The 24,132-nt window shown below is 44.1% G+C and carries 24 protein-coding genes; 8 read left to right on the top strand and 16 right to left on the bottom strand.

What is annotated here, in order from left to right; all coding sequences use genetic code 11:
• The first annotated feature begins 60 nt into the window (after positions 1 to 60).
• Genes ABEF84_RS01290 through ABEF84_RS01280 form a run of 3 tightly spaced genes read left to right on the top strand, consistent with a single transcriptional unit; the run spans position 61 to position 2,544 of the window.
• Entirely contained in the window at positions 61 to 1,509 is a 1,449-nt protein-coding gene (locus tag ABEF84_RS01290) for a leucyl aminopeptidase (RefSeq protein WP_034587584.1), read from the top strand.
• Positions 1,502 to 1,909 carry a DNA polymerase III subunit chi gene (locus tag ABEF84_RS01285; protein ID WP_034587586.1) on the top strand — a complete coding sequence of 136 codons (408 nt, stop codon included), beginning with the start codon at positions 1,502 to 1,504 and terminating at the stop codon, positions 1,907 to 1,909. The genes ABEF84_RS01290 and ABEF84_RS01285 overlap by 8 nt, the downstream gene beginning before the upstream one ends.
• A 29-nt stretch (positions 1,910 to 1,938) precedes the next feature.
• Positions 1,939 to 2,544: a hypothetical protein gene (locus tag ABEF84_RS01280; RefSeq protein ID WP_347453448.1), complete on the top strand. Its 606-nt coding sequence runs from the start codon at positions 1,939 to 1,941 to the stop codon at positions 2,542 to 2,544.
• A gap of 54 nt (positions 2,545 to 2,598) precedes the next feature.
• On the opposite strand, the gene ABEF84_RS01275 is transcribed toward ABEF84_RS01280, so the two are convergent.
• The 7 genes from ABEF84_RS01275 to glnK all read right to left on the bottom strand — a co-directional run bounded on the left by ABEF84_RS01275 (position 2,599) and on the right by glnK (position 8,721).
• Positions 2,599 to 3,144 carry a VTT domain-containing protein gene (locus tag ABEF84_RS01275; protein ID WP_034587590.1) on the bottom strand — a complete coding sequence of 182 codons (546 nt, stop codon included), beginning with the start codon at positions 3,142 to 3,144 and terminating at the stop codon, positions 2,599 to 2,601.
• Positions 3,145 to 3,253: 109 nt separating this feature from the next.
• Complete coding sequence (locus ABEF84_RS01270; protein ID WP_034587592.1) at positions 3,254 to 3,913, bottom strand: riboflavin synthase; 660 nt, start codon at positions 3,911 to 3,913, stop codon at positions 3,254 to 3,256.
• Positions 3,914 to 3,935: 22 nt separating this feature from the next.
• A complete protein-coding gene (locus ABEF84_RS01265) occupies positions 3,936 to 5,228 on the bottom strand; it encodes a DNA adenine methylase (RefSeq protein WP_034587593.1) in 1,293 nt (430 codons plus the stop codon).
• Positions 5,225 to 6,313 (bottom strand): bifunctional diaminohydroxyphosphoribosylaminopyrimidine deaminase/5-amino-6-(5-phosphoribosylamino)uracil reductase RibD, encoded by a 1,089-nt coding sequence (ribD, locus tag ABEF84_RS01260; protein WP_034587594.1) that lies wholly within the window; start codon positions 6,311 to 6,313, stop codon positions 5,225 to 5,227. The genes ABEF84_RS01265 and ribD overlap by 4 nt, the downstream gene beginning before the upstream one ends.
• Positions 6,314 to 6,315: 2 nt before the next feature.
• Positions 6,316 to 6,783 carry a transcriptional regulator NrdR gene (gene nrdR / locus ABEF84_RS01255; RefSeq protein ID WP_004787309.1) on the bottom strand — a complete coding sequence of 156 codons (468 nt, stop codon included), beginning with the start codon at positions 6,781 to 6,783 and terminating at the stop codon, positions 6,316 to 6,318.
• 139 nt (positions 6,784 to 6,922) lie between these two features.
• Positions 6,923 to 8,323 carry an ammonium transporter gene (locus ABEF84_RS01250; protein ID WP_034587595.1) on the bottom strand — a complete coding sequence of 467 codons (1,401 nt, stop codon included), beginning with the start codon at positions 8,321 to 8,323 and terminating at the stop codon, positions 6,923 to 6,925.
• A 59-nt stretch (positions 8,324 to 8,382) separates the two neighbouring features.
• Entirely contained in the window at positions 8,383 to 8,721 is a 339-nt protein-coding gene (gene glnK / locus ABEF84_RS01245) for a P-II family nitrogen regulator (RefSeq protein WP_004650081.1), read from the bottom strand.
• A gap of 276 nt (positions 8,722 to 8,997) precedes the next feature.
• Here glnK and ABEF84_RS01240 point away from each other — a divergent pair, with 276 nt between their 5' ends.
• Both ABEF84_RS01240 and ABEF84_RS01235 read left to right on the top strand, forming a co-directional pair.
• Positions 8,998 to 9,225, top strand: coding sequence for an accessory factor UbiK family protein (locus ABEF84_RS01240; RefSeq protein WP_034587597.1), 228 nt, complete (start codon positions 8,998 to 9,000; stop codon positions 9,223 to 9,225).
• A 64-nt stretch (positions 9,226 to 9,289) separates the two neighbouring features.
• Complete coding sequence (locus ABEF84_RS01235; RefSeq protein ID WP_034587600.1) at positions 9,290 to 10,777, top strand: YifB family Mg chelatase-like AAA ATPase; 1,488 nt, start codon at positions 9,290 to 9,292, stop codon at positions 10,775 to 10,777.
• Positions 10,778 to 10,829: 52 nt separating this feature from the next.
• Here ABEF84_RS01235 and ABEF84_RS01230 read toward each other — a convergent pair whose 3' ends face one another.
• Positions 10,830 to 11,561, bottom strand: a complete 732-nt coding sequence (locus ABEF84_RS01230) for a TorF family putative porin (protein ID WP_034587601.1) — start codon at positions 11,559 to 11,561, stop codon at positions 10,830 to 10,832.
• A 419-nt stretch (positions 11,562 to 11,980) separates the two neighbouring features.
• Positions 11,981 to 12,394: an IS200/IS605 family transposase gene (gene tnpA, locus ABEF84_RS01225; RefSeq protein ID WP_075167884.1), complete on the bottom strand. Its 414-nt coding sequence runs from the start codon at positions 12,392 to 12,394 to the stop codon at positions 11,981 to 11,983.
• A 20-nt stretch (positions 12,395 to 12,414) separates the two neighbouring features.
• Between tnpA and ABEF84_RS01220 the strand changes: the two genes are divergently transcribed.
• A complete protein-coding gene (locus ABEF84_RS01220; RefSeq protein WP_034586922.1) occupies positions 12,415 to 13,473 on the top strand; it encodes an RNA-guided endonuclease TnpB family protein in 1,059 nt (352 codons plus the stop codon).
• A gap of 57 nt (positions 13,474 to 13,530) precedes the next feature.
• On the opposite strand, the gene ABEF84_RS01215 is transcribed toward ABEF84_RS01220, so the two are convergent.
• Positions 13,531 to 14,295: a TorF family putative porin gene (locus ABEF84_RS01215; protein ID WP_347454535.1), complete on the bottom strand. Its 765-nt coding sequence runs from the start codon at positions 14,293 to 14,295 to the stop codon at positions 13,531 to 13,533.
• A gap of 497 nt (positions 14,296 to 14,792) precedes the next feature.
• Between ABEF84_RS01215 and ABEF84_RS01210 the strand changes: the two genes are divergently transcribed.
• A complete protein-coding gene (locus ABEF84_RS01210; RefSeq protein ID WP_347473731.1) occupies positions 14,793 to 16,106 on the top strand; it encodes an OprD family outer membrane porin in 1,314 nt (437 codons plus the stop codon).
• Between the two features lie 90 nt (positions 16,107 to 16,196).
• Here the strand turns inward: ABEF84_RS01210 and ppa are convergent, their stop codons facing one another.
• Both ppa and ABEF84_RS01200 read right to left on the bottom strand, forming a co-directional pair.
• A complete protein-coding gene (gene ppa / locus ABEF84_RS01205) occupies positions 16,197 to 16,733 on the bottom strand; it encodes an inorganic diphosphatase (RefSeq protein ID WP_034587706.1) in 537 nt (178 codons plus the stop codon).
• Between the two features lie 119 nt (positions 16,734 to 16,852).
• A complete protein-coding gene (locus tag ABEF84_RS01200; RefSeq protein ID WP_034587705.1) occupies positions 16,853 to 17,251 on the bottom strand; it encodes an MAPEG family protein in 399 nt (132 codons plus the stop codon).
• A 99-nt stretch (positions 17,252 to 17,350) separates the two neighbouring features.
• Here ABEF84_RS01200 and ABEF84_RS01195 point away from each other — a divergent pair, with 99 nt between their 5' ends.
• Positions 17,351 to 17,749, top strand: coding sequence for a hypothetical protein (locus tag ABEF84_RS01195; RefSeq protein WP_034587704.1), 399 nt, complete (start codon positions 17,351 to 17,353; stop codon positions 17,747 to 17,749).
• Positions 17,750 to 17,809: 60 nt separating this feature from the next.
• On the opposite strand, the gene ABEF84_RS01190 is transcribed toward ABEF84_RS01195, so the two are convergent.
• The 4 genes from ABEF84_RS01190 to ABEF84_RS01175 all read right to left on the bottom strand — a co-directional run bounded on the left by ABEF84_RS01190 (position 17,810) and on the right by ABEF84_RS01175 (position 24,112).
• Positions 17,810 to 19,486, bottom strand: coding sequence for an AMP-binding protein (locus ABEF84_RS01190; protein ID WP_347453440.1), 1,677 nt, complete (start codon positions 19,484 to 19,486; stop codon positions 17,810 to 17,812).
• A 151-nt stretch (positions 19,487 to 19,637) separates the two neighbouring features.
• Positions 19,638 to 21,857, bottom strand: coding sequence for a DNA topoisomerase IV subunit A (parC, locus tag ABEF84_RS01185; RefSeq protein ID WP_347455455.1), 2,220 nt, complete (start codon positions 21,855 to 21,857; stop codon positions 19,638 to 19,640).
• Positions 21,858 to 22,023: 166 nt separating this feature from the next.
• The gene (locus tag ABEF84_RS01180; RefSeq protein WP_347453439.1) at positions 22,024 to 23,343 is read right to left on the bottom strand and encodes an MFS transporter; all 1,320 of its coding nucleotides are present in this window, start codon (positions 23,341 to 23,343) and stop codon (positions 22,024 to 22,026) included.
• 124 nt (positions 23,344 to 23,467) lie between these two features.
• Complete coding sequence (locus ABEF84_RS01175) at positions 23,468 to 24,112, bottom strand: trimeric intracellular cation channel family protein (protein WP_034587696.1); 645 nt, start codon at positions 24,110 to 24,112, stop codon at positions 23,468 to 23,470.
• Positions 24,113 to 24,132 lie beyond the last annotated feature (20 nt).

Here is a 24,132-nt window from a genome sequence, read left to right as displayed (position 1 = left end):
TCATCACATGGTTTCAATGGTTTAATGGTTGCAAATTTTATAAGGCTTGAATAACCGCATATGAAACTGACAATTAATACGTCATTCCAAGAGAATGCATCCAGCCAATATTTAGTCGTCTTGGTTGAATCTGAGCAATTACAAGCTGCAGCAAGCACTTACCAGATCGACAAGCTTACCGATATCGCCAATGCCACTCAGTTTAAAGCTGGCTTTAATGAATCCCTGTCACTGGTGGGCACGGTTCCAAATATTACCAATGCTGGTCTGGTAGGCCTTGGCAAACTTGAAGAACTGCAACCTGGCAAGCTGGCAAAAATCGCACAGACGATTGTGAAAGCTGCACAGAAAAAGTTCCAGCAAATCAGTGTCGACATTTCTGCCCTGCCAGCACAACTGCATAATATTTTTGCTCTGCAGCTGACCCAGGTGGCTTATGCTTTTGATGAGTACAAATCCAAGAAAAATGAATTTGTCCTAGAACAGATTAACCTGATCGCAAATGAAAGCCCTGTAACTGCAGAGCAATTACAACTGATTCAGGCAGTGCAAACTGGGCAAAACCTAGCACGCGACCTCGGTAACCGTCCAGGCAATATTTGTTTCCCTGAGTATCTGGCCGAACAGGCACTGGCTTTAGCGGCTGAATATCCAGAACTTTTAAAAGTCACCGTGCTGGATGAGCAGCAAATAGCCGATCTGGGCATGCACTCATTCCTAGCTGTCAGTAAAGGTTCAGACCGTCCGGGTCGTATCATTACTATCGAATACCGTGCAGAACGCAGTGAAGCACCTGTGGTATTCGTTGGTAAAGGCATTACTTTTGATACGGGCGGCATTTCCCTGAAACCAGGTGCAGGCATGGACGAAATGAAATTCGACATGTGCGGTGCAGCCTCTGTTTTAGGTACCATGCGTGCGCTGTGTGAATCTGGCCTGGATATTCATGTAGTTGGTACTATCGCGACTGCGGAAAACATGCCATCTGGCAAGGCAACCCGTCCAGGTGACATCGTCACCACCATGAGCGGTCAAACTGTCGAAATCCTAAATACCGATGCAGAAGGTCGGCTGGTACTCTGTGATGCCCTGACCTATGTAAAACGCTTTAACCCTGCACTAGTCATCGATATCGCGACATTAACCGGTGCCTGCGTGGTCGCATTAGGTTCAGTTCTGACTGGTATGTTTACTCCGGATGATGAACTGGCAGCAGAGCTTGAAGCGGCTGGTCAAACTGCATTTGACCGTGTATGGCGTATGCCTGTTCTTGATGATTATCAGGAACAGCTGGATTCTCCATTTGCGGATATCGCTAACATTGGTGGTCCGAAAGCAGGCTCAGTGACTGCGGCCTGCTTCCTGCAACGTTTTACCCGCGACTACCGTTGGGCACATCTAGACATTGCCGGTACTGCATGGAATTCTGGCAACAATAAAGGTGCCACTGGTCGTCCGGTGCCATTATTGATGCAATTCCTGGCGAACCGTGTTCAAAAGCATGGCTAAAGTCAGCTTTTATCTGTTTGAAAAAAGCCCTGAACGGCAGGTGGAAAGTACCTGCCGTTTATGTCGTAAGATTCTGCGTCAGCCGGAACGGATCTGGTTGCTCTGTGCTGATAAAGACTTGCAGCATGAGCTGGATGAACGCCTCTGGACTTTCGATGCCACTGGTTTCATTCCACATGGCATTGACCAGCCACAGGCCAACGTCTGTATTTCTGCACAGTTGCCAGAACAGGCTGACTGGATTATCTTTAATTTTAATGCCGGAGCACTTGAACCTTACACAAAATTTAGTCACATTATCGAGATTATTGAAAACAATGAAGCGGCCAAGCAGATCGGTCGTGAAAAGTTCAAGCAATACCGCCGACTGGGTATTGAACCGCAAACCTATAAACTTTAATTTTCATCCCACATCATAAGGAGATGCCCGTGGCATTAAATGTTGGTCCCGATTTTAAACAGCGCTGGTTAAATGTGCCTGAAGCTGTACGTCAGACCTTTATTGATGATCTCGCGCGCATCTGCGATGTACTGAAACCGGAAACTTCCCTGCAAGAATGGCTGGTCCGCGACCAGCAGATGCAGAAGGAATCTGAACTTAAAATCGAAGAGGCCTATGCACAGCGTAAGGCCGAACTGATTGAAGAAGCCCGTATTCGCAAGCAGCAAGCATTGGAAAAAGCCTTGGCCGACAAGCGCGCTGAAGAACTGGCCTATATCGAGCAGATGAAGCTGGATGAAGAGCGCCGCTATGCAGAGCAGACTCGTATGCTGGAGTTGCTACGTGACAGCCTGAATGCTGAAGTACAAAATTATGCTGCACGTTTCGAGCAGAATCCTCTCATCAATACTACCCAGATCAAGATTGAAGACAGCGAAATTTTGTCCGAGCTGGAAAGCACGCGTTTACGTCTAGAACTCGAAGCTGAAACGGCGATTGAAGAAACGCTGGTACAGTTACGTAACCGTCTGCGTGCTGCGGCCCGCGAAGAAATTGATTACATTTTGCAGAAACGCAAAGCTGCTGAAGAATAAATAAAAAAAAGCCCACAGATGTGGGCTTTAATTTTTTTGAATCTTTGAAAATTTCTAGAAAAAATCAGCAATCATAAAGGCTGCATTTCCCGCCATATACCCCACCCCAAGCAAGGTGCTGATCCAGAGCAGACCACCGGCAATGTTATACAGGGTAAAGGTAGTAAATTTCATATGGCCTGAACCGGCAGCAAACGGCCCAAAGGAGCGTACAAAAGGAATAAAACGCGCAATCAGAATGGTCTTGCCGCCATGCTTCATAAAATAATGGTTGGTCTTGCTAATATATTCTGGTTTGAAATAACGTGAATGCTCATTAAAGTATTTCAGACCAAGGATCCTGCCCGTGTAGTAGTTCACAGTATAGCCCAGCACTGCAGCGACAAAAAGCAAAAGCCCCATGGAATGCAAAGTCACTAAATCTGTAGTGGAACAGAGTGCGCCAATAGCAATCAGCAGGCTATCCCCTGGTAGAAAAAAGCAAAATACTGATCCCGTTTCTGCAAAAATCACCAGGAAAAGAATGGCATAAATCCACACCCCATACTGCTCCAGCATGAGCGGTAAAGACTGTTCCAGGTTAAGTAAGAAATCGAGCATTCGACCTGTCCGCAAGGGTTAAAATCGTAAAATGAAGCATGGATTATCTCCAAAAATAAAAAAACAGTCTAATTTTTCAATTAGACTGTTTAGTCTTTCGGCATTCTGACTATTTCAAAAAGCCATTTTCCGCCAGAAAATCCAGACTGATTTTCGACTCAGGTGCAGTTTCTGCTGCCTTGTCACCCAGCAATAAACGCTCGATATAACGAGCCAGCACATCCACTTCCAGATTGACTTTAGTACCGACTTTCCAGGTACCAATATTGGTCCGTTCTGCGGTATGTGGAATCAGGTTCAGACTAATAATATTGCCACGCAGATGGTTGATGGTCAGGCTGATCCCATCCACTGTCACCGAGCCTTTCTCGGCCAGATATTTGGCAATTTCCTTTGGAGCTGTCACTTCAAAATACAGGGAACGGGCATCAGAACGCACTACGGTGATTTCACCGACCGCATCCACATGTCCCGCCACAATATGCCCGCCAAAACGTGTAGTTGGCAACATGGCTTTTTCTACGTTTACAGGTTGGCCGACTTTCCAGCTACCAAGCGTGGTACGGTTCAGGCTTTCACGCGATACATCTGCTGCATACCAGTTCGTACCCCAGTCAATTACGGTCAGGCAGATGCCATTGGTCGCGATCGAGTCGCCCAGATGCACATCAGACATATCCAGATCGGTCTGAATACGCAGGCGCACATCACCACCGATATTCTGCAGACTTTCGACCTTGCCGAGGCTTTCAATAATACCTGTAAACATTTTATATTCCTTTTGAAATGCCTTACCACAAGGCCAGCTGTGTACTCACACCTGTGGTATCCACACCACCGAGCTCTGCATAATGATGCAGTTGGCCTAATAACTGACGGATTGGCGGCCCAGACTTAGCATGCGTATCGGTAATCACAATAAATTCAAGTACGCGTGCGCGTTCAGACTGGCGCTGCTTACTGACCCGGTAACGCGGCACATCCTGAGTGAGCAAGGTAACACGACCACGTTTCAGATTGGCCTGTAGCAGATCCGTCGCACTGATATTACCATCGGTCGAATAACTGGTCAGGATAAAGCGTGCATTGATGGTTGCCAACAGGTTTTCGTAAGCTTCCTTGGCATGCTTAGACGAATTGTACGGGCTTGGGCGCTCTTTACGCCATGCACGGTCAATCCCGCTCTTAAAGCCTTTAGTATCCGGGCTTGGCAGATCCACCTGATCCCATAAAGTTAAAGCATTCAACACATGATAGTTACTGCTATAAGCATGCTGGTTATACGGTGGATCCAGATAAGCTACATCAACTTCAAAGCTGCTCATCTGATTAGCCAGATGCTGGGCATCAACACACCACATTTCTGCCGCCGGACCTTTCAGGTTTGGGTTTTCACAGAAACGGCTTGGCGTTAACCACAGCAATGATTCAATACGTTCTAAGGCGGTCTGGGTTTTACCGCCCCAGCCATGGTGAAAACTTTTAAATACGCCGGAAGTATTGCTGACAAAACTGGCAGAGTATAAAAGTGGTGCTAATAAAGCACTCATTTCTACATCATCAATCGCACCCTGCGCCTGCCAGGTCGCAATCTGCTGACGGATGGCATCAATACGCATACCATTACGACGTTTAAAGAATAAACGGTCACGGCTTGGGTCATAGACTTCGTCATTTCTTGGACACAGATTATGCGTCACCCAGCCTTTTACTTCCGGCAGACGGTTTAAGTAATCAATGGCCTTTTGATAGCCGCCAAGCTCTTTAAATGCCGGTGCGTCAGTACAAGATAGAATTGCATGGTTCAACGCATGGCTATAAGGTTCCCAGTCATTGGCAATCACACGATAGCCATTTTGACGTGCTAAACGCGACACCACACCAGAACCAGCAAAGAAATCGGCAAAAATCGGCGCACGGCCATCCGTACGGTTTAAGGTTCCCGTGCTCTCAAGTGCTTCTAGAATTAAATGTAGTAAACGGCGCTTGTTCCCGAGGTATGGAACCAGCTGATGGAACAGATATTCATCTGTGGTACGCGCCGCATGGCGACGTTTGTGATAAACCGTAGACTCTGAATTCATAGTGTCTCTTGAGAAGGAATTAACCTGAAGCGCACGTCATCACCTATGCGGGTGACATCCTGCAGCTTGAATCGAAGTTGTTCTGCCATTCGGCTAAATTCTGCATTAAACATACTACGCGCAGTTCGCCCCAATAAGGTCGGTGCAACATAACTGATGAGTTCATCCACCAGTCCTGCCGATAAAAATGCGGTAGACAAGGTCGCCCCTGCTTCTACCAGCACATCATAAATCTGATATTGCTGAACCAGTTGCTGTAATAACTCTTTTAAAGGCTGAATTTCCAGTTGGGTCACACCCAGATCGGCAAGTTCCTGACGATAAGGCCCCATGACCATCACGGTTTCTGGCTGTTCCAGAATTTTGGCATTCAGTGACAAACGTCCTTGGCGATCCAGTATCACCCGTTTGGGTTGAACCACAGTATTGATGTCATCTACACCATTCAGGCTACGCACATTGAGCTGACAGTCATCCGCCAATATCGTATCGATCCCGCTAATCACCGCACCAGAAATCGCCCGCCAGTGCTGTACATCCTGACGTGCTTCAGGCCCAGTAATCCATTTCGACTCACCGGATGCCATGGCAGTACGACCATCCAGACTTGATGCAATTTTCAGCCGAACATAAGGCATACCAGTCGCCATCGCTTTTAGAAAGCCATAATTCAATGGATGAGCTTCATCTTCACAGATACCGACTTCAACTTCGATGCCAGCATCTTTCAGGATCTGTATACCCTTGCCAGCGACCAATGGATTTGGATCAGGACAGGCGACTATCACTTTAGCCACCCCTGCTTCAACCAAACCTTTGGCACAAGGGGGTGTACGGCCATAATGCGCGCATGGTTCCAGGGTCACATAAGCGGTCGCCCCACGTGCCTGTTTACCCGCCTGACGCATGGCAAAAACTTCCGCATGCGGCTGACCCGCTTTGGGGTGAAAACCTTCACCCACGACTACGCCATCTTTGACAATGACACAGCCGACATTCGGATTCGGTTTAGTGGAATACTGTCCCTGACGTGCCAGTTCGATGGCACGGCGCATCCAGACTTGATCTTGATTGAGTTCAGACATGCTTATTCTTGAAATTCGCCACGTTGCTGCATCTGTTCAATTTGACGACGAAAAGCCTCGACATCCTGAAAATCCTGATAGACCGAAGCAAAACGGACATAAGCGACATGATCAAGTGCAAATAGAGATTGCATGACAATTTCACCAATGGTACGTGATTTCACATCACGCTCACCCAGACGGCGAATCTGCAACTGGATATCACTCAGCACCGTTTCAATCTGTTCCTGCGTCACAGGACGTTTCTGCAAGGCATGCATCAGGGAACGGCGTAATTTGGCTTCATCAAAGGGTTCATTCTTGCCATCAGATTTGATGACACGCGGCATCACCACTTCATAACTTTCAAAGGTGGTAAAGCGTTCATTACAACTGACGCATTCACGACGGCGGCGAATCTGGCAACCTTCAGCGGCCAGGCGTGAATCGATCACTTTACTGTCTGGTGTATTGCAAAATGGGCAATGCATAGCGGTTTAATTGAACAAATCCTGATGATTTCCGAGTGTAGCAAAAAATGTGAACTTTGTAGAGTTTTACGCAATATATAGAAAAAAAACAGCCCTGACGGGCTGTTTTGCACTATATATTGATTATTGTTGTAGCAGATTATTCTACGCGTTCGCCGTGTTGGCTCAGGTCCAGACCCATGCGTTCATCGTCAGAAGAAACACGGATACCGATGATTACGTCGATCACTTTCAGGATTACGAAAGTCAATACTGCAGAGTAAGCGATGGTTGCCAGTACACCTTCTACTTGTACCCAAAGTTGATGCATCAGGTCAGTTGGAGCTGAGTCACCCATGATGAATTCACTTGCGAAGAAGGCAGTCAGGATCGCACCTACGATACCACCAACACCGTGCAGACCAAATGCATCCAGCGAATCGTCGGCTTTCAGCGCACGTTTCAGCGCAGTAATACCCCAGAAACATACCACACCACCGATCAGCCCCATTGCCAGCGCACCACCGACAGTCACGAAACCAGCAGCTGGAGTAATCACGACCAGACCTGCAACTGCACCAGAAGCGCCGCCTAATACAGATGCCTTACCACGTGCAATTTTTTCAGTAATTAACCAAGAGATTGCTGCTGCAGCTGCTGCCACTTGAGTTACAACCAGTGCATAACCTGCAGAACCATTCGCACCCAGCGCAGAACCACCGTTGAAGCCGAACCAACCTACCCACAGTAAGCTTGCACCGACGACTGTTAAAGTCAGGTTGTGAGGAGCCATAGATTCACGGCCAAGACCCATACGAGAACCAAGCATGTAAGCAGCAACCAGACCAGCCACACCTGAGTTGATGTGAACCACTGTACCACCAGCGAAGTCAAGCGCACCGTCGTTGCCTAACCAGCCGCCGCCCCATACCCAGTGTGTAATTGGCGCATACACCAGAATTACCCAAAGTGTAATGAATGCGACAAAGGCACCGAATTTCATACGTTCCGCAATTGAACCGCTAATGATGGCCACGGTAATAATCGCAAAAGTCATTTGGAAGATGACGAACAGGATTTCAGGAATCGTGCCGGATAGCGCTTCAGTAGTAATACCGGATAGCATGAATTTATCCAAGCCACCAATAAAGGCACTACCTTCACCAAACGCTAATGTATAACCGATCACCACCCAAGCAATACTCACCACTGCTGCTGCCACAAAGCTATGCGCCATGGTGCCCAATACGTTTTTCTTACGTACCATACCGCCATAGAACAGCGCTAAACCAGGAATGGTCATCAGTAAAACAAGTGCGGTAGACGTTAAAATCCAGGCTGTATCACCTGTATCTAAAGTAGGTTCTTCTTCTGCAGCAGGAGCCTCAGCTGGTGCTGGTTCTACTGTCTCTGCAGCAGTAGCAATATCTGTAGTTTCAGCTGCTTCGACAACAGCAACTTCTTCAGTAGGAGCGGCTGCTGATGCGGCTTCTTCAGCCCAGGCAACAGAACCGCCTAAAAGTGCGCTGGACAGACCCAACGCGAGTAATATTTTTTTCATTCGTATCCCCCAACCAAGTTTTTGTGAGTTATTCAGAACTCAGCAAACTTCGTGCCAAATTAGACAGCATCTGCGCCTGTTTCACCTGTACGAATACGGATGACTTGTTCCAGATTTGTTACGAAAATTTTTCCGTCACCGATTTTGCCTGTGCTTGCGACACGAGTAATTGATTCGATGACTGAATCAACCATTTCATCGCTGATCGCGATTTCAATTTTGACTTTAGGCAAGAAATCAACAACATATTCAGCACCACGATAAAGTTCAGTATGGCCTTTTTGACGACCAAAACCTTTAACTTCAGTTACAGTGATACCTTGAACGCCAATTTCAGACAATGCTTCACGAACATCATCCAACTTAAAAGGTTTTACAATTGCAGTTACGAGCTTCATGTTTGTTTTCCTTCGGCTTATTTCACCAGTAAGGTTTTATGTTCAAATTTCATGCCAAGATTTCTAAGGTCGGGGGAAATTAGAAAGCTCGACATGCGGTTTCCCTATTTTTTATTCTATACTTTTAAAGCTTTTGAATCTTCAAAATTTAGTCATTTTTATGTGGTCTTTTATGATAATCACTATCGATTAATCCCATATTTTGTCTGAAAAGCTATAGTCTTGAGTCCCGCAGTGTTAAACTGTCGGCACATTTCCATTGCTATGGACCACACAATGATTGAAACTTTATTACAAGCGATCTTGCAGCAAATCGAACAACCAAAAAAAGATCTGGAACATAATCTTCGTGCCCTGCTGAATGAAGCAGTCAGCAAAATAGATCTGGTATCTCGGGAAGAAATTGAACGTCAACGTACTGCCCTGAATCAGGCCAATCAGCGTTTAAATGAGCTGTTAAAACAGGTTGAAGCGCTTGAAGAGAAAATATTGAACAAAAAATAAGCACCAGCAGAGTGCAGAAAAGACAAATAACGAACAATAATAATGCACCAAAACGGAACAGTAAATGTCTTTCGCCAAAATTCATACCCGGGGTCTGCTTGGACTGCATGCCCCGCTGATTGAAGTTGAAGTCCATGTCAGTCAGGGCATGCCCTCTTTAACCATTGTCGGTCTGCCAGAAGCAGCGGTTCGGGAAAGTAAAGATCGAGTTCGCTCAGCGATTTTAAATAGTGGCTACCAGTTTCCAACCAAACGCCTGACTATCAATCTAGCGCCAGCCGATCTTCCTAAAGATGGATCCCGTCTGGACCTGCCAATTGCACTCGGCATATTGCTCGCCTCAGGACAGCTTCCAGAAAACTGTACCGATGGCATGGAATTTATTGGTGAGCTGGCCTTAGATGGTCAGCTTCGCCCAATCAGTGGCACCTTAAGCATTGCGATTACCTGTCAGCAGGTACAGCATGAATTGATCTTACCGAAGGAAAATGCGCAGGAAGCCTGCCAGTTACCAGATTTTAAGGTCTTTGCCGCCAGTCATTTAAAAGAAGTCTGTGATCATCTAGCTCAAACAGTTTCATTGCCACAGATTCATGCACAGCCTCAAACAGATCAACAGAAATATCCTTTAGATTTAGCGGATGTAAAGGGCCAACTCCGTCCAAGGCGCGCCTTAGAAATTGCTGCCGCGGGTGGACACTCTTTACTGTTTAGAGGACCTCCGGGTACAGGTAAAACCTTGTTGGCTTCACGTCTGCCAAGTATCTTACCGCCATTAAATACGCAAGAGAATTTGGAAGTTGCCAGCATCTATTCAATTGCTAATTGCAATCATCCATTTGGGCAGCGCCCCTTCCGTGCACCACACCATACGGCATCAGCAGTGGCTCTGGTTGGTGGAGGATCCCATCCTAAACCGGGTGAAATTACTTTGGCACATTTAGGGGTGCTTTTCCTCGATGAACTGCCTGAATTTGACCGAAAAGTACTAGAGGTCTTACGCCAACCACTCGAATCTAAAGAAATTGTGATTTCTCGTGCTTCACGGCAAATTACTTTCCCAGCCAATTTTCAGTTAATTGCAGCGATGAACCCCTGCCCTTGTGGCTATGCCTTTAATCAGGATATCCGCTGTCAATGCTCTCCAGAAATGATTAAACGTTATCAAAATCGAATTTCTGGCCCTTTATTAGATCGCATAGACTTGCATATTGATGTACCGCCTCTTCAGGCATATGAACTGCAGAATACCCAACCTGTTGAAGATTCGGCTACAGTTAGAAAACGTGTCATTGCCGCATATGAACTGCAAATGCAAAGACAGAATAATTTGAATATGAGCCTAAATCCTAAGCAATTAGAACAGTTTGCACCACTTAACGCACAAGCCAGCAAGATGTTTGAACTTGCCCAACAAAAGCTCAATCTCTCAGCACGTGCCTATCATCGGGTATTACGTGTGGCACGGACGATTGCCGATCTGGCAGCAAGTGAAGAAATTCAGACTCAGCATTTATCTGAAGCACTCTCTTACCGAGGACAACAAAGCTAAATCTATAAAATAAAAAAGGCGACATACGTCGCCTTTTTCTACTTTGTTAAAATTAGAAGTTATATGTTAAACCAAGTACAACTTTATTTTTTTGCTTAACATCATTACGATCATAACCACCAAAAATATAATTCACATTTGCAGTTACGCCTGTGTCAGCTAATGGTTTACTTAAGCCAATGTCAAAATGACGGAAACCAAAACTTTCAGTTGAATCTGGAATAAAATCTCCACTTTCTTCATAAATATACAAACCAAGCGCCGTATCTAAACTGAAGTCATTTGGCAGTGCATAGCTATATGTCCCTTTGATATAAGTATCACCAGCATTACCCCAAGCTGTATCTTCTAATAAGGTTTGTGCTGTTACTCCAAAATCTTTATAAGATAAACCTAGCATGGTTTCAAAACCATTTGCATCCTTTGTACCAATGTCATAGTAATAATAGTAGGTAAAGCCAACGGTATAACCTAGATCATCATTGATTGAGCCGTTATAACCTGCATAAAAGTCATTTTCAAACTCAGAGCCATTATCTGAACCATAATCTAATGTTGACCCCCACCAACCAGCATAGAAACCAGAAGCATGGTTATAGTCTAAACCACCATTAAGTGTTGCTCCTTTATTTTCAGGTGCACTCGTAATACCACGTAAGTTATAACTAGATAACACACCAATATTGCCTGAGAAACTATGCTCTGAAGTCGCTTCTTCTGCGAATGTCAAAGTAGATGCTGATGCGACTGCTGCTACAGCTAAAGCTTTTAAAGTGAATTTCATTATTCGATTCCCCCAACCGTCCGCAGACGTTTTTAGTTGTGTTTTAAACTCATGGGAAACTTTGCAATTGCTATGCCAATTTAAGAAAAAAAAGAATTCAACCAAATTTAGAAATCACTTACATTATTTTAACAAATTGTTTTTTATTATTTATTTTAATAAAGTACAGCTATAAAAATTACTATATGTGATAGAAATATCCGAAAAAGTGAAAAATAAAATATCGATGTGCTCTATAAAGGCTTATACATATTCATTTACAAGTTGCTACTTTTTAAGGCTGTTTTTTATGCAATTTAATTTTTATGCATAAAAAAGGTGCACAATATTTATCCCTTTAGCCGTAAAACCTCGCCCTTCAGGGCGGGGATATAAGGCTGCAATCCGCTAGTCCCCCTTGTGGGGATTAGCTAGGATTGCTAATGCGGTGTTTGCTGTTGTTGGATATATTGTTTAATAATCCCAATGGGAGCACCTCCACACGATGCAGCGAAATAACTAGGCGACCACAAAGCATTCCCCCATAATTTGTTTTTAATTTCAGGGTGTTTAGTTCTTAAAATACGACTAGATGCACCTTTTAGGCTGTTAACCAAGCTAGAAATAGCTACTTTTGGTGGATAGTTCACAAGTAAATGAACATGATCATGCTCACCATCAAATTCTACCAACTTAGCTTCAAAGTCTAAGCAAATGCGCTTGAATACTTCATTCATAGTTTCGAGCATAGCTTTGGTAAAAACATCTCTACGATATTTAGCCACAAAGACTAAATGAACGTGCATATTAAAAACACAGTGACGACCTGTTCTAATCTCTTGACTATTATCCATAGACCAAATATATTTTAGTGATGAAGACACTTAAATTACGCATAAAAGACAAACATTGCAAGGTGCTAGACCAATTGGCATCTGAAGTTAACTTTGTCTGGAACTATGTCAATGATTTGTGTTTTAAACACTTGCAAAGAAAACAACAATTCTTTTCAGCTTACGATATTGCTAAATACACGAAAGGTACATCAAAAGAGTGCAATTTGCACAGCCAAACCATACAGGCAGTTGCGGAAGAATTAGTTACTCGAAGAAAGCAATTTAAAAAAGCCAAGCTAAAATGGCGTGTCAGTAACAAAAAAAATGCTAGACGTTCTCTCGGTTGGATTCCATTTAAAAAAGTGGCGGTGAAATATGCCGATGGGTATGTCCAATACGGCAAGCATCAATTCAAGCTATGGGACAGTTACGGACTAAGTAAATACAATGTTAAAACAGGCTCGTTTGTCGAGGATAGCCGAGGGCGTTGGTATGTATGTCTTGTGGTTGATTCAATTAAAACAGAGAAAACCACCGCTAAAACCTCAATTGGCATTGATCTAGGACTCAAAGACCTTGCGACTTGCTCAGATGGTGTAAAGTTCAAAGCGCCTAAAATCTATCGTCAATATGAACAAAAACTTGGTATTGCTCAAAGAGCAAGAAATAAAAAACGTGTCAAAGCGATTCATGCCAAGATCAAAAATCTACGTCAAAATATGCTGCATCAATTCAGTCATAAACTGGTGAATGAACATGCAGCCATCTTCGTTGGTAATGTGAATGCCAAAGCATTGGCACAGACAAAATTAGCTAAGTCTGTACTCGATGCAGGTTGGACGACCTTAAGAACCATGCTCAAGTATAAATGCGAGAACGCAGGGGTATGGTATGAAGAAGTCAATGAAGCCTATACCACCCAAACTTGCTCGTGCTGCGGCTCACGCTCCAGTAGTCTGAAAGGTAGAGCAGGACTTGGAATAAGAGAATGGCAGTGTGTGGAGTGCGGTACATTCCACGATAGAGATATAAACTCAGCACTGAATATTCTTGCGCTCGGACATGGGCGTCTCGCAGGAGGAATCTCCGTCCTTTAGGTCGGAGAGGATGTCAAGCAATATTGCACACCTTAAAAAAATCGTTTTTTGAAAAACTTAGAAATTATAATTTACCCCTACAACTACATGATCATCCAAATCAGAGCCTTCGCGATCTTCACCACCGTAAACATAATCCAGGCTTACATCAATTTTTTCAGCAAGTGTCTTGCTGAAACCAATCCGCGCCTCATTAAATGCAACACTTTCGGTAGTATTAAGCAACTGATCATCATGACTATCATTATAAATTGAAGCGCCAATTGAAGTATTCAGGCTAAAATCTTTTGGTAAAGGATAGCTATAGGCTGCGCTTAAGTACACATCTCCCGCATTGGCATAGCTAGCATCAGCTAGCATCACCCCTAACCCCATGGTCAGGTTTTTATAGCTAACATCATTCAATAATTCAAAACCCGTAGTCCGACGCTCATCAAGACCATCTTCACTATAAATTGTGCCGCCATCTTGATAATAATAAGAAATGAGTTGAGACTTATAACTCCAGTTCTCATTTAACTCATGGCCATAACCAATATAGAAATCATGTTCAAACCCATGATTCTGGCTTTCATCAGAAGGATCATAATTTAAGGTTGAACCCCAATACCCAGCAAATACGCCGCTGTTATGCGCATACTCCACTCCCAGCTGCACTGCCGGATTATCATTCTCCTCACCACCGCGATAAATATATTTATTGACCACACCAACGCTTGCCGAAACTTCACCATTTGCAAAGGTTGAAGCATCCTGTGCACCAGCAACAGAAGCCATGGTTGCAAATAATAAAAGTAGGCTAAATTTAGGCAGTTGAGACATGGAGACCCTCTTTTTCGCGTCAACATAAACGCGCAAGAAACAAGAAAGCGTGAATAATAAAGTTTTACCAAAAGGTTGAATAGTAAAAGTGTATGGGTTTAGCCGATATAAAATTATAAAAGCTCCCTAAAAATGAAAATTGAAAGATTGCTAAATCATGTTTAAAGATAAAAATGAACAAATAAAAGCGCATTAAAATGAAAATCGAGAAAATCAATAGCTACTTTGCAACAGGAACTTCATAGTTGAACATTCAACTATTTTTAAATTTCATTCTATATTTTATTGTTTTATATATCATTTTTACCTTTTGGCAAAAAATTATTTTAAAAGCTGTAACTCAATTGTGAATAAAAAGTAATAAAAACTAAACTTTAGTTTAAAAATTGCCATAAAAACGATATTTTTTATCAGATTAATTATACAATTTGGTTAATTTCTGCCTGTTCTTTGCCCGAACGCAGTCCTTTGAAAAACATATATGAGGCTCTCTCCCCATGTTAAAGACACAAAAACTTGCATTAGCAGTTTTAGTTAATGCTGCTCTTATTTCCACGGCTTATGCCAGTGAACAAAGTGAAGCAAAAGGCTTTGTAGAAGATGCCGAAGGTACAGTACTGTTCCGTACCGGTTACTTAAGCCGCGATTTTAAAGACGTGCCTCAAGGAGCGGATACTAGCTCTTTTGCCCAAACCGCTATGTTTAAACTGGATTCAGGCTTTACCAAAGGTGTTGTAGGCTTTGGTGCCGGCATCATTGGTGATGCATCTTTCAAATTAGGCAACAATAAACATGCTGGCAATGGCATGATTCCACGTGAAACAGGTTTAGATGAAAATGGTGTACCAACGAAAGGGCTTGGGGATACCTATGATCATTGGGCACGTGGTGGTGCTTATGTAAAAGCACGTGTTTCTAATACCACTGCTGTCTACGGTACGCAAATTCTAGATCTTCCTGTCCTTGCATCAAATACAGCTCGTTTGGTGCCTGAATATTTTGAAGGTGTATTAGTTACCAGTAATGAAATTGATAACTTGTCACTGACTGCCGGTAAATTTACTAAAAACCAGTACTCAGACCAAATCAACAGTGATGGTCGTAATTTAGATCGTGCAGTTGTATGGGGCGCAAAATATAAATTTAATGATGCCTTAAATGCTTCTTATTATGGTACAGATGTTCAAGATCGTTTAGAACGTCATTATGTGAATGCAAACTACACCTATGCTTTATCAGAAGATAGCAGTTTAACTCATGATTTCAGCGGCTATCATACTGAATGGGATAAAGAAGCTGAGGCTTCTTCCTCACGTTTAGGTAAAGATTCATCTGATCGTAGCAATAACATCTGGGCGCTTTCTAGTACCTATAATAAAGGCCCTCATAGTGTAATGTTGGCTTATCAACAAAGTACTGGTAATACTGGTTACGCATATGGTGAAAATGCTGATGGTAATCAAAGTATTTATTTACCAAACTCTTATCTGTCTGACTTCAACGGTCGTGACGAAAAATCAGCTCAAGTTCAATACAATTTAGATTTTTCTAAATATGGTATTCTTGGACTGAACTGGACTTCAGCATTTGTTTATGGCTGGGATATTGATACAGATACTGATAACAATGCAAAAGAACAAGAGTTTTTCAATCAAGTGAAATACACTGTTCAATCTGGTTTTGCTAAAGATACTAGCCTTCGTCTACGTTATTCGCACTATCGTAATGATTCTGCTTATGCTAATGATTATTACCTGCCTGACACCAATGAATGGCGTATCTGGTTAGATATTCCTGTGAAATTATTCTAATTTCCCGAATATTAAAGCCAATAAAAAACCTGCACAATGTGCAGGTTTTTTTATTCAGGTCTTAAAACTCAGACCTTCATCACACAGCCATTATTTGTTTGCTGCTTTGTAAGCTTCAATTGAGCTTAGTACTTCTTGTTTCGCAACATCAGCACCTTCCCAACCACTTAACTTAACCCATTTGCCTGGTTCTAAGTCTTTGTAGTGTTGGAAGAAGTGTTCGATTTGGCTGATCAGCAGTGCAGGAAGATCGGTATACTCTTGAACATCTTTGTACAGCGGAGTTAATTTTTCGTGTGGAACTGCAACCAGTTTCGCATCAACACCACCGTCATCTTCCATGTTCAGTTTACCTACAGGACGGCAACGAATTACAGAGCCTGGCTCAACTGGGTGTGGAGTTACTACCAATACATCTAGAGGGTCACCATCTAGAGAAAGTGTATTTGGTACATAACCGTAGTTTGCTGGGTAGAACATTGCTGTACCCATGAAACGGTCTACAAATAATGCATCAGAATCTTTGTCGATTTCGTATTTGATTGGCGCTGCATTTGCAGGAATTTCGACGATTACATAGATGTCATTTGGTGCGTCTTTACCCGCTGGGATATTGCTGTAGCTCATAGCATCACTCTTTAACAAGTTATATCTTTAAAAACCGCGACAATTATAACGGTTTTTGCAGATTTTTTTTGATTTAAAAATATTGAACTGTAAATCAGGCTATCTCTCGATCTTTGGGCTTAAATAATTTTGATAATCAGCAAGAGCAAGGTGATTGGACAAAGTATTGAAAGCAGCCACATGATTGAACGTAGTGTCGCCCAATTTGCTAGGTAGCAAATGCCATATAGCACTCGAAATACCAAATAGCCAATCCCGAAAGTCATGATCAGGCTTTGTGGCATCACCAGATATTCCGCCATCAGGATCGCGGCAATAAATAAAGGCAGACTTTCAAAACTGTTCTGCTGTACCGCATTAGCACGCTTGGCTACACCGGTCGTTTGAGCCAGAAAATCCCGTGGATTCTGATTATCTTTGGCTTTGAAGCCCCCAGCTTTTTTGGCAATCATGGTAAACACATAAGGCAGCAGACATGCCGCTAAAATGAGATAGATAATCCCACTAATGCTTTGCATCTGATTCTTCTCATGAAAATTTTATCGCTATCATAGCATGGCATTTCGTGAATAAATTTTGTTAAATAGGGTGTTTTTAGCAACTGTATAGGATTCACGATGGTCAATCCCGATCAAAAGGAAATGCTTGACGTACTGGAACGCCAGCGTCAGATGCAACTGCAAGTGGATCGCGTCCTGAAAATTGTCCTGCCGATTGTGGCATTTCTGCTCAGTGTTATTAGTGCCAATATAAATATCTGGTCACCACTGTGCAGCTTCATCATCTTATGGATCGCTTTTTATGCTGTGGGAATTAAACGCTATGCCCTGTGGCATTGGCTGACCATTCTGCTGGTGTATTGCCTGATTGATAATTACCTGAGTTATGGCGAGTTTTATCGCTCCGGGTTTAACCGCCAGTTTATTTCCATGTTTATTTTTATGGGAATTGTTGGTGTGGGTCGTCGCTACTTTGACCGCTGGTGGATGGAAAAAAACAAACCGACTGCGTCTTGATGTTCTATCAGAAAAATCATCGATAAAAAAAGCGCCTTACGGCGCTTTCTCTTTAACAGCTTAAGCGGATTTGCGTAGATCTTTACGCAGGATTTTACCCACGTTTGATTTTGGCAACTCGTCCATAAACTCCACATAACGTGGGCGTTTATAACCTGTCAGATTTTCTTTGGCGAATGCTAAAACTTCTTCAGTTGTTAAAGATGGATCTTTTTTCACCACGAACAGTTTAGGCACTTCACCTGATTTCTCATCTGGTACACCAATCGCAGCCACTTCTAGCACTTTTGGATGTTTCGCAACCACTTCTTCGATTTCAGATGGATAAACGTTAAAGCCAGAGACCAGAATCATGTCTTTCTTACGGTCTACGATTTTCACATAGCCGCGTTCATTCATGATGCCGATATCACCGGTACGGAAGAAACCGTTCACCATCACTTTGTCAGTTTCATCCGGACGGTTCCAGTAACCTTTCATGACTTGAGGACCACGGATTGAGATTTCACCCTGCTCGCCTAGTGGCACTTCATTACCATCATCATCCAGAATCGCCACTTCAGTAGAAGGAAGTGGAATACCGATGGTACCGCTGAACTCTTCAGATGCAGGCGGATTCGCAGTTGCAACCGGTGAAGTTTCTGACAGACCATAACCTTCAATAATGGTCGTACCTGTCACTTTCTTCCAGGTTTCAGCTGTAGACGGTAGCACTGCCATACCACCACCCATTGCCATTTTCAGGCGGCTGTGGTCTAGCTGCTTGAATTCTTCATTGTTTACCAATGCATTAAACAATGTGTTTACTGCTGGGAAGAATGTAGGCTGATATTTACGTAATTCTTTGATTACTGCAGGCAGGTCACGTGGATTTGGAATCAAAACGTTAGCCTGACCTTTGTACATACCGTAAAGCGCACACACCATGAAGGCAAAGATGTGGTACAGCGGCAGCGCACAGAAAATACGGTCATCTGGCTGACCATCTTGCGCACCGAACTTGCTCTGGAAGATGCCATCACACTGCAGCATATTTGCGACTAGGTTGCGATGGGTCAGCTCAGCGCCTTTAGATACACCTGTAGTACCGCCGGTATATTGCAATACAGCAGTGTCACTTAAAGTCAGCTCAGGACGTTTGTAGTTATTTGGATTAACTTTGTTGAGCGCAGCATTAAACTTGATGTGGCCTGGAATATCCCATGCTGGAATTTGCTTACGTACTGAACGCAGTACAAAGTTCACCAAAGTACCTTTCAGCGCACCAAGCATATCACCTACAGAAGCGACAACCACGTGCTTCACAGGAGTTTTGCCAATAATTGCTTGGTAAACTGTAGCAAAATTTTCAATGATCACCAGCACTTCTGCACCAGAGTCATTTAATTGATGCTCAAGTTCACGTGAAGTATACAGCGGGTTCACATTCACCAGAACCAGACCGGCACGGAATACACCCAATGCCACGACTGGATATTGCAGTACGTTTGGCATCATTACAGCAACACGTGTGCCTTTTGGCAGGTTCAGGCTTTGCAAATAGGTTGCAAACTTGCGGCTTGCTTCTTCCAGTTCATTAAAGGTCATGACTTTATCCATGAAGATAAAGGCATCACGTGAGCCGAACTTCTGGAAGTTACGCTCAAAAATATCAATTAATGAAGTATTTTCTGGTGGCAATTCTATCGTTTGTGGAATCCCTGTTTTTTGATATTCAGCGTACCAAATCTTTTCCATAATGCCATTCTCTCCAATCATAATCCTTAGAATCTCAACTGTTTTTTTTCAATATTGCGCTGAATTATTAAGCTTGTTGATGCGCAATACTGCATCCATCCTGTCGAATCGTTGTTCATATATAACGTATTTCGATGGATGGATGCTAGTCTTATCTCTGAATCAACAGTTTATTTGCTTTTTGATATCCGCGTGGTAAAAGCTGTCCTTTTGAACCACGTTTCCCCATGTATTTCTGCAGGTCGTCTCCTTTTAATTTTATTTGTTGATTTCCTGCAAGCACTTGAATTATTTCATCTAAGTTCAGTGTTGTCATGGACAAAATCTGATCTTTATCTTCAAGTTGTATCAACTTATTTCCCTTGCCCTTATTCAACACAGGTAATTCAGCTAAATCAACAATTAACAGACGACCTGCAGAGCTGAGCAGCGCCACATGGGTTTTATTTTCAAGTGGCTCCAGATTCATTGGCTGTGCGCCTTCTGGCACAGTCAGGAAGGCCTTACCGGCTTTAGCATTGGTATCCAAGTGTTTGGCCTGGGTCTTGAAACCATAACCTTTATTGCTGACTGCCAGAATTTCGGCGTCATCTTCAGCCACCAGCACCTGCTTGAAGCCAACACCGCTGGCTGGAGAAAGTTTTGAACTGAGCGGTTCACCCAAACCACGCGCAGATGGCAGGCTGTTAATCGCTAGCGCATAGCTACGGCCAGTTTCATCCAGCACATAGACACGTTGATTGGATTTACCTTGAGCATGACTCAGGTACTGATCCCCCGCACGGTAATTCAGATGCTCCGCATTAACCTCATGACCTTTGGCACAGCGAATCCAGCCGGCTTCGGACAAGACTACAGTCACAGGATCTGCTGGCAGCATTTCTGTTTCATCAATTGCAGCTGCTTCGGCACGCTCCACAATTGGTGAACGTCGGTCATCGCCAAATTTCTTGGCATCATCTTTCAGTTCATTGATGATCAGGGTTTTGAGTGACTCTGGATTCGCTAACTGGTCACGGATTTCCGCGGCTTTGGCTTCCAGTTCTTCCTGCTCTCGGCGCATTTCCATTTCTTCAAGTTTGGCCAAATGACGTAACTTGAGTTCTAAAATGGCTTCAGCCTGAATTTCATCAATCCCAAAACGTTCCATCAGTACCGGTTTGGGATGATCTTCCTCACGGATGATCTGAATGACTTCATCAATATTCAGGTAGGCAATGATCAGCCCCGCCAGAATATGCAGACGTTTTTCAATCTTGTTCAGATGGAATTTAAGACGGCGAGTGACGGTCTCTTTCCGGATTTCAATCCATTCCAGCAGAATACGGCGAATCGATTTCACCTGTGGACGGCCATCCGCACCGATCATGTTCATATTGACCCGGTAACTGGATTCCAGATCAGTGGTGGCGAACAGGTGACTCATTACCGATTCGGCATCAATACGATTCGAACGTAGCACAATCACCAGACGGGTTGGATTTTCATGATCCGATTCATCACGCACATCAGTTACCAGCGGCAGTTTCTTGGCCTGCATCTGGTCGGCAATTTGGGAAATGATCTTGGAACCAGACACCTGATATGGCAGCTCAGTGATTACAATCTCATTTTTCTCAACCGTATACACGGCGCGCATACGATAGCTACCACGACCCATACTTTGCATTTTCAGCAATTCAGCTGGTGAGGTAATGATTTCAGCTTTGGTTGGCAGGTCCGGACCAGGAATATATTCCGCAACTTTGCTGTCGGTCAGGTTCGGGTTACGGATCAGGGCAATCGTACCTTTAACCACTTCACGCAGGTTATGCGGTGGAATATCAGTTGCCATACCAACAGCGATACCGGTGGTACCATTCAACAAAATATTCGGTACACGCGCTGGCAGATTTATTGGCTCTTTCAAGGAACCGTCAAAGTTGTCCTGCCAGTCACAAGTGCCTTGACCAAGTTCAGACAACAACAATTCACTGTACTGGGATAGCTTGGCTTCGGTATAACGCATCGCAGCGAAGGACTTCGGATCATCCGGTGAACCCCAGTTACCCTGCCCTTCAATAAATGGATAGCGGTAACTGAATGGCTGTGCCATCAATACCATGGCTTCATAACAGGCTGAGTCACCATGCGGATGGTATTTACCCAGCACATCACCTACAGTACGTGCAGACTTTTTCGGCTTGCTGGTCCATTTCAGTCCCAGTTCACTCATGGCGTAAACAATACGGCGCTGTACCGGTTTCAGACCATCACTGATATGTGGCAGTGCACGGTCCATGATCACGTACATGGCGTAATTGAGGTAGGCCTGTTCGGTAAATTCTGCTACGGAACGGTTTTCTGTCGCATGATGCGCAAGGCTTGTCATAACAACCTATAATCCTAAAAAATTCATTTTTTGTATCAATGTTTCTTATGCTAAGTCGCACTGCTAAGCGGCACAAGGGCACTAGATGACACAGTGCGACAAATCGTGTCTTATGGCGTAAAAATATCCACTTTATCCGCCCTAATCAACTAAAAATTCACCAATTCTACAAGCTCATTGACTCAAGGGTTTTACCTTTGGTTTCCTCACCCAGAACCAGAACCACCACAGCGACTGCAATCAAAACGGCAGTAAACATGGTAAAGACATAGCTAAAACCTGCAGGCAGCACCATCAAGTGAGTCACAGCAAAAGGTGCCACAATCCCGCCCATACGGCCGATCGCCCCAGCCCAGCCTGAACCAAAGGCACGGATATTGGTTGGGTACTGTTCCGGGGTATAAGTATAAAGAACACCCCAAGCCCCCAGATTAAAGAAGGACATCAAGCAACCCCAGATCACGATTTCAATGACACTACCGGACTGACCAAAGAAGTAAGCCGAGATTGCACACATGCCGATGAAACCAGCCAAGGTTGCTTTACGGCCCAGTTTTTCTACCAGCCATGCTGCTACCAGATAGCCCGGCAGCTGTGCCAGAATCATGATCAGCACATATTCAAAGGACTGTACGATGGTATAGCCTTCTTTAACCAGCAGGCTTGGCAGCCAAGTGAAGATGCCATAGTAAGAGAAGATAATGCCGAACCAGATCAGCCACAGCATCAAGGTACGACGGGCAAATACACCTGACCAGAGCTGGCTAAAGGAAATAGTTTTGTTCTCGGCTACTGGTTTGACTTCAAAAATTTCCAGAACTTCTACACCACACTTGGCTTCAATTTTTTTTACCAAAGCCTGTGCTTCTACATACCGGCCACGGTTAATCAGGAATGGAATCGATTCTGGCACCATTTTCCAGATCACGATGGCATAGAGTGCTGGAATACCACCGACTAAAAAGGCAGTATGCCAGTCAAATTTCGGAATCACAAAATAGGAAATTAAAGCTGCACAAAGCCAACCCAGTCCCCAGAAACTTTCCAATAAAACAATAAAACGACCACGTACCCGTGCCGGAATATATTCACTCACCAATGTCACCGCGACAGGCAACTGTCCACCCAGTCCCAGACCGACAATAAAGCGACAGACCAGCAACCAGGTCAGATCCGGCGCAAAAGCACAGGCTGCGGTTGCCAGACTGTACACTACCAGTGTTACTGCAAACACCGTTTTACGGCCAAAACGGTCTGCTAATCCACCTGAACAGATCGCGCCAATCGCCATGCCGATAAAGCCGATCGACACGACCCAGCCTTTCTGGTCTGGCGTCATCTGCCAGTCTTCTGCCATTTTGGCCAGAATAAATGAAATCAATCCAGTGTCCATGGCATCGAACATCCAGCCGAAACCAATCACGACCAGCAACATGTAATGGAATTTGCCAATCGGCAAGCGCTGAATCCGGGAAACGAGGTCCATAATTAAATCTCTGATAGATGGTACGGGAGAAGCTGCGAAAAAAGCAGGCGTATCAGTACTCTTGTTATACTACGATTGAATGCAGAAGCGAGGCTATTTTGCCTCGCTTATCTGAAAATCATGCTCATGATTCATCTTTGGACGATGCGGACTGTTCATCGTCATCCTTGTAGATAAATTTTGGCATTTCTAGACCAAAATAAATCGCAATCAGACGTAGGGTAAAACCGAAGATGAGGGTGGAAATGATGGTCAGCTCCAGGGATAGGCCGACATTGCTACAAATCCAGTAAAAAATCACCGCGACAAAGGAAATACTGGCATACAGTTCACGGCGGAACACCAGCGGCACATCATTACATAAAATGTCACGTAAAATACCGCCAGATACTCCGGTCAATACGCCAGCTACGGCGCTGACCACAAAGCCCTGCCCCATTTCCAGGGCGATCTGACAGCCAATGATGGTAAAGCCAATCAGGCCCAAGGCATCCAGCACCAGGAAAATATTGCGTAAGTGCTTCATCCACTTGGCAATCAGGATAGTCACAAAAGCGGCACAGCAGGTTAAAACCAGATATTCAGGATGTTTGACCCAAGTCAGTGGATAGTGGCCCAGCAAGACATCACGTACCGAACCGCCACCAAGTGCCGTGACACAGGCAATAATGATGACCCCAAACCAGTCCATACTCCGGCGGCCGGCGGACAAGGCACCCGTCATTGCTTCTGCGGTAATGGCAATAATATAAATCACGGTCAACAACATCGCCCTGCTTCCACCTGAGG

It is taken from the genome of Acinetobacter sp. ANC 7912 (assembly GCF_039862785.1).
GTDB classification, from domain to species: Bacteria; Pseudomonadota; Gammaproteobacteria; order Pseudomonadales; family Moraxellaceae; genus Acinetobacter; species Acinetobacter thermotolerans.
This window is presented reverse-complemented; position numbering and strand designations above follow the sequence as displayed.